10 protein-coding genes are annotated in these 5,902 nt (G+C 30.8%); all 10 read right to left on the bottom strand.

The features are described from left to right. Nucleotides 1–185 precede the first annotated feature (185 nt). The 10 genes from NE665_RS23090 to NE665_RS23045 all read right to left on the bottom strand — a co-directional run bounded on the left by NE665_RS23090 (nucleotide 186) and on the right by NE665_RS23045 (nucleotide 5,650). A complete protein-coding gene (locus NE665_RS23090) occupies nucleotides 186–1,460 on the bottom strand; it encodes a hypothetical protein (RefSeq protein ID WP_187426266.1) in 1,275 nt (424 codons plus the stop codon). A gap of 149 nt (nucleotides 1,461–1,609) precedes the next feature. Further along, nucleotides 1,610–2,101, bottom strand: a complete 492-nt coding sequence (locus tag NE665_RS23085) for a hypothetical protein (protein ID WP_207732798.1) — start codon at nucleotides 2,099–2,101, stop codon at nucleotides 1,610–1,612. A gap of 17 nt (nucleotides 2,102–2,118) precedes the next feature. After that, nucleotides 2,119–2,319, bottom strand: coding sequence for a cold shock domain-containing protein (locus tag NE665_RS23080; RefSeq protein ID WP_002611045.1), 201 nt, complete (start codon nucleotides 2,317–2,319; stop codon nucleotides 2,119–2,121). Further along, a complete protein-coding gene (locus NE665_RS23075; RefSeq protein ID WP_002611047.1) occupies nucleotides 2,316–2,744 on the bottom strand; it encodes a hypothetical protein in 429 nt (142 codons plus the stop codon). Before NE665_RS23075 ends, NE665_RS23080 begins: the two co-directional genes overlap by 4 nt. A gap of 23 nt (nucleotides 2,745–2,767) precedes the next feature. After that, nucleotides 2,768–3,154, bottom strand: a complete 387-nt coding sequence (locus tag NE665_RS23070) for a single-stranded DNA-binding protein (RefSeq protein WP_002611049.1) — start codon at nucleotides 3,152–3,154, stop codon at nucleotides 2,768–2,770. Nucleotides 3,155–3,291: 137 nt separating this feature from the next. Then, nucleotides 3,292–3,477: a hypothetical protein gene (locus NE665_RS23065; RefSeq protein WP_233109003.1), complete on the bottom strand. Its 186-nt coding sequence runs from the start codon at nucleotides 3,475–3,477 to the stop codon at nucleotides 3,292–3,294. A 93-nt stretch (nucleotides 3,478–3,570) separates the two neighbouring features. Further along, complete coding sequence (locus NE665_RS23060; RefSeq protein WP_207732799.1) at nucleotides 3,571–3,861, bottom strand: hypothetical protein; 291 nt, start codon at nucleotides 3,859–3,861, stop codon at nucleotides 3,571–3,573. Nucleotides 3,862–3,936: 75 nt separating this feature from the next. Then, complete coding sequence (locus NE665_RS23055; protein WP_002611056.1) at nucleotides 3,937–4,329, bottom strand: hypothetical protein; 393 nt, start codon at nucleotides 4,327–4,329, stop codon at nucleotides 3,937–3,939. Nucleotides 4,330–4,348: 19 nt separating this feature from the next. Then, nucleotides 4,349–4,714 (bottom strand): hypothetical protein, encoded by a 366-nt coding sequence (locus NE665_RS23050; RefSeq protein ID WP_002611058.1) that lies wholly within the window; start codon nucleotides 4,712–4,714, stop codon nucleotides 4,349–4,351. Between the two features lie 375 nt (nucleotides 4,715–5,089). Next, the gene (locus NE665_RS23045; protein ID WP_118654658.1) at nucleotides 5,090–5,650 is read right to left on the bottom strand and encodes a hypothetical protein; all 561 of its coding nucleotides are present in this window, start codon (nucleotides 5,648–5,650) and stop codon (nucleotides 5,090–5,092) included. Between the last annotated feature and the right edge of the window lie 252 nt (nucleotides 5,651–5,902).

Below are 5,902 nucleotides of genomic sequence, written 5' to 3'. Positions count from 1 at the left end.
TTTGGTCGCTTAAGAAAAATACCATATGGTTTTCTTATATTCAAATATTCTTATTTTATACGATGAATAAAAGCGATATTCATTCTTTTGATAAAGATCTACCCACATTTAGTACAGAAGAGCCAAAATTCTTCACAGTTTAAGAAAAGGCTGTGATTTAAAATCTAAAATTCAATGCCACAAATTTATTTAGTTGCACCACATTCACATTTGAATCCAGTGGATACCTTTTCATCCCATGCAGGTTTATCCACAATCCATCTTTTTTCATAGACAGCTTCATGTACAATTTCTTCTGTTCCCACTTGTACCAAAACACTATCAGTATAATGTCCTCCTGCTTCTCCATTTAACATATGTTCTTCAGCATGTTTCCATGGTACAATGTTGTTCGCTGTCAAATCCAAATGACAAACTGAACAAAATGAGTGTTCTTGTGTTTCATAAATAGGCTTGTATTCAATCCATTTATCTGCTATCATGACATTTTCGTAGTGTCCTTTTTCTTCATGATGTACAGTTTTGAATTGTTCTACCCATTTATGCTTATGTGATGGTTCACTTGGTTTAGATGTATTGTTATCATTGTTTGGCTTAGAAGGTTTGTCTGAATTTGGTTTTTCGTTTGAATTATTTGAATTGTTGTTTGAATTAGAATTATTTTTATCGCTGTTTGGTTTTTCTACCTTATCTTCAGACTTTTTGATCGTTGTTTCGCCTTTATCCACTTTTTCTTTTGTTTCTTTGGACATTGGAATCTTGCCATCTACGGTTTCTGTTAATCCGTTCTTTTTTGCATCTTTGCTATCAACAACTTTTACTACAACAGATTTTTTTTCTGTTGTATTTTTATATTTATCAGTAGCTGATACAGAAATATCATATTTTCCTTTTTTCTTGATGTCAAAGTCTTGCTTATCAATGGTAATTTCTGCACTACTTAAATCATTAGCTTTGAAGTAGTCCTTTAAATCAACATCTTCTGCGTTTTGTTCGATACGAATTTCTGTCAAGAAATCTTCGAATACAGGTGCTTTGGTATCTTTAACTTCAAAAGGCACATCCTTGCTTTCTTTTGAATATTTAAGACTGACTTCATACTCTCCAACATCCAAGTATTTTTTGTCTTTGGATGTTACAGTGAACTTTTTCTTATCAAATGTATATTTTTCTGCATTTGACATTAAATCCGAAGTTAATTCCACGGAACTTAACACATTTTCCTCTACATCATTTGATAGAAAAGTCTTAGGTTCAAGTTTAATTGCTTCTCCATACTCAAAAATTAGATCTTCTTTCAATGGCAATGTAGATTTATTATTATTAGACACAGCATATCCAATCCCTGCTCCTGCACATACCAACAATGCTAATCCAATCAATACAACATTCCGTTTTTGGTTTTTCTTTTGTTTTTCGTCTTTGTTCAAATTTGAATTATTTGTATTTTGGTTTTCCATACTCTTTTTTCTCCTATTTCTATAATTTTTAATCTTTTAGTATATCCAATGAATTATTTTTAAGTTTTTGCTCGTTCTTGACTTAAATTCCCCTATTGATACCCTCGCTTTCTATTTTCATTATAGCACTTTATTTTCTAAATGGATTATCACTTTAATCGTTCATATAATCCTGCATAATTGAAAATAAATTCATAAGTGTTTTCTTTAATATAGGCTACCTGATGACTCCATATGGCTATACGAAAATACGCATTTGGTTTGATACCATACAAGGCTCGTCTTGAAACACCTAATTTTAAAGCAATTTCTTCATCTGTAAGTTCATCCACCAATTTATACTTCAGATATTTTCCTGCCTTTTCATCCATTTCAATCATTTCATCTATGTAATTCAAGAAACAATCTACTTGATCTCCCTCTTTCATAATCCGATTGATATATTCGCTTTCGATTCCATTACCTGACTTAATATCACTACTAACTTGAATTAAACTTCCTGTATGCAATGGCAAACGCATTTTCAATCGAATTCTCTGTTGAATAAGAGGTGCATAGGCTTCACATACCTTTTTCCCATTTTCCTGTGTCTTTTCTACATCAATGTTTCTATCAAAAATAATGATTCCTTTTTTTGTCATAATTCTATTCTTTTGTATCATTTTCTTTTTGTGACATGGACTGCTCTCTTATGGTTTTTATCATAGTTGAATTCCACTTTATCATTGATACTCAATGTTTTGAAACCATCCATATCATCAATGTTCGTATAATGAACGAATACTTCATGTTCCAACTCTTCTGATTGGATAAATCCGTATCCTTTCAAACGACTAAATGATTTTACGACTCCTTTCATTCTCTTTCAAACTCGTGTTCCATAATTGTATCGTCAAAGAAGTCAAATGGTGCTGAATAGATAATCATGACTCGACTTTCATTCGGTATATAGACAAAATAGAATAGTCGCATATGCAAAAACTGATTTGTACCAGTGAACATGGCATCTGCTGTTTCATAGTAGAAATCTTTCCAGTCTTCTTCTGTTTTTGTTGGATCAACTTTGGAATAATATACTCTTAATCCATCAAATATTTGTTGCTCCATGTAACTGATGGCAGTTTCCGTTTGTGCTTGAGCCAATCTATCTGTATCGCTGAAGTAATAATTATTAACATCTGCTTCAGAAATAAACATATTTCCCTTTTGCATGGCTTCTACGATAACTTCTTTTACTTCTTTCCAAGTATTCAATCTCCAACCTTGAGCATTATGGTCTATCATAGATATTTCTCCTTTCTAGCTATTCAATAGCGTTCTCTTTCTATTGTAGTATCATTGATGTCCTTGACAACTTCTGATTTGTCAGTTTTTTTCTTTGATACATCTTCAGTATTTATCTTACCTATCAATTCCAATACCTTTCCAACGACTTCATGATAATAAATCGTTGTTCCAGTATCAGCATCTGTATAGGTATTTTGTTGTAGTCTTCCTTTAACTAAAATCTTCATACCTTTTTTTAGTCTTTTTTCCAAATATTCTTGGTCAAAGAATACACATTGAATAAAGTCCACATAATTTTCACTCCGTTGATTGGCAACATTGCAAGTAATTACACTTACATTTGCTTTCGTTCGACTGATTCTTGGTACATTGGAAATTCGACCCACTAAATTTACTTCATTCAACATATAACCTTCTCCCTTCTATTTTTAGGAAGTCACTTCCTATTTTTCAATTCTTAATACATTGAGAACAATTAAACATATTAAATTTTCAAAGAAATTCAATAAATTAGGGCTTTGGTCTGCCCTTTTATGAAGATTTTTTATAATTCTTCTATATAACTTTCAAAAACCGAACCAATATGAAATACATGGATTGTAGATTCTCCATCAAAGATATAATACACGCTATAATCTTCGACTTTTATAACCGTAAACATTTTGTTGTGATCGTTTAATTCAGGATTTACGATTTTATATCGTTCTCCTTCTTTATATCCAAAATCCATATTCCACCCCATATTATAGTGTAGTATAACTACACCCTGTATTTTTATTTAAGCATATTGTTTTTTTATTTTCAACCATTTCAATATTTATATTTAATGAAATGTTGTATTAGTCATTGATATATTCAATCTATCACACCATTTTTCAATCCAATGAATATTCAATTCTTCAAAATCTGTATCCTCTTTATAAAAAATAGCTGTTTCTTTCCATTCATCAAAGCATTTTTTACACATTCCCCAATTCAATACTGGAATATAGTAAGTATCCTCTATTGTTTGATTGCAGGAATCACAAAGATTGCCAAAACAATCTGCCTCTCTCAATTTAACAATTTCTTCAGCAGGAATCTGATAAACAATATATCCTTGCTGAATTTTCATTTTCCTTATACTCATAATCTATTCTCACTTTCTTTTTTTTCGGAAGTGACTTCCTATTTTTTTCATTCGTTTTCGTCAAAGTTCTTCATATATCCATTCATTATTGATTTTAAACATAATGAGATGGCTGTAATACGCACCTTTTCCTTGTTCATTGCTCAAATGAAAGCGTACTTTTTCTTCTTTGTTCACATAGATCAAAATATCTAACATGGCTTTAAAATATTCTTGCGTTTCCATGATTCTGATTTCACATCCGCAATCGGACGAAAAACTCAATACATGATCGTATCCACTTTTATCAACAAGAAAGTTTTCACAGCACTGTTGTTCATTATCCCAACAAAAAGCAAATTGTTCTCCTAACTCATTAAATAGAACAAATCCTTCATTGCAATGACTTTCTGAATTTTCGATAAAAGGATACTTTTCCACTTGGATATATCCATTTAAATGTACAGTCTTCATTTCCTTTACCTAACCTCAATTACTTATATTTTTCTTCAATTATCATTTCTTTCATCATGAACCACGCTAGAATAAACATAGCGATAATTTCAGGAATTAAAAGAAATAATAGCGAAATACCATTTACATCTATAATTTTTATCGCCCATAGTTGCAGAGGCAACATAAAGAGCATTGTTAAGATTGAAGCGAGCTTTTTAAATTTGAATTCTTTTTTCCATAGGTATTTCTCAAAAGCCCAATTTATATCGTTTTGTGTAATTGTTGGAAACATTACATGGATTTCTTTATAAAAATCACTGATATTTCTTTCATTTACTTCATAATACTTATTATGAAAAATCTCTATGATTTTATAAAGTTTATCTCTTTCCTTTTTTGTCATACGCTTCTCTTTCTATTTCTCTATCTTCCAATAATTCACTACGACCTTTTTCTCTAAATCAATTTCACATATTTTCTTTTCATCTTTTTCATAACAGTCAAATGATTCTTCGATTGAACCATCTTTCAATTCTACTTCATAACTATATGGGGGTTTTTGGGTTGTATAAAAAATTACAATCAAAAACGCCAATACGACTACACAAATAAAGCCAACGATTCCTAATGCAATCTTCCACCTATCTTATTTCCAACGAAAGCCTTCATAAATCGTGGTCGCTGACATCCATATCAAGATGCCAAGAGCGTACAATGTCATCAGCATTATAACAATCACAACCACATCTACAAATAATTCCATCATATACTCCCTTTATTACTCAAACACCAATTCATCCGACCCTGTAATCGTTCCTTTCGGTACAATCAACATATACTGTTCGTTGCTAATTGGCTTTGTTTCTGTTTCACATCCCAAAAGAACACTACAATAAGTGTTAGTTTCTTGCTCTACATAGACTTCTAAACGAGCTGTATCCTCTTCAACTTCTTTAATCTTTATATCATCAAAATCCAATGACATTCGTTCAATATCGCCATCTTGATTGTAATAATAAAATCCAAATTGATTATTTTCAGAAATCGACATATTGTACACTGTCAAAAGCCCAAACCCTTTTCCTTGTATAAGTTGCTCTGTCTTTCCTCGTACAATTTCATATTTCTCTACTATTTTTGGTTGAGCTTCAGAGGAATTTTCAAAACTATACAATAAGAAATGAAGCGAAAATAGGAAAACTAAAATACATACAGCAAAATATAAAAGTGATATTCGTCTTCCTTTTTCAGTTGATGCTAATTGTAAAGCCAAACAACCTATAAACAGCAGGAATAATGTACCTGCAAGAATAAATAAATTTGTTAGTTCATGACCCATATATTTCTCCTTTTAATAAAACAAAAAAACAAGCAAAAATAATTCTCGCTCGTTCATTTACTTATCTAAAATCAATCTAAAACATTTGTATTTCTACAATCACAATATACTACAACTTTTGTAGTATTCAGATTGTTGACAAAAGCCTATACCTTTTCGTAAGGACATAGGCTTTTTATTGTATATAGGCAATTTTCGAAATGAAATTGTCTTTTTTTGTATATTTTGAAGGATATATTGAATTTTTTGATG

It is taken from the genome of Clostridium sp. DFI.1.208 (assembly GCF_024463855.1).
Classification (GTDB): Bacteria; Bacillota_I; Bacilli_A; order Erysipelotrichales; family Erysipelotrichaceae; genus Clostridium_AQ.
Note: the sequence above shows the minus strand (reverse complement) of the source record. Positions and strands in the feature narration are given on the sequence as shown.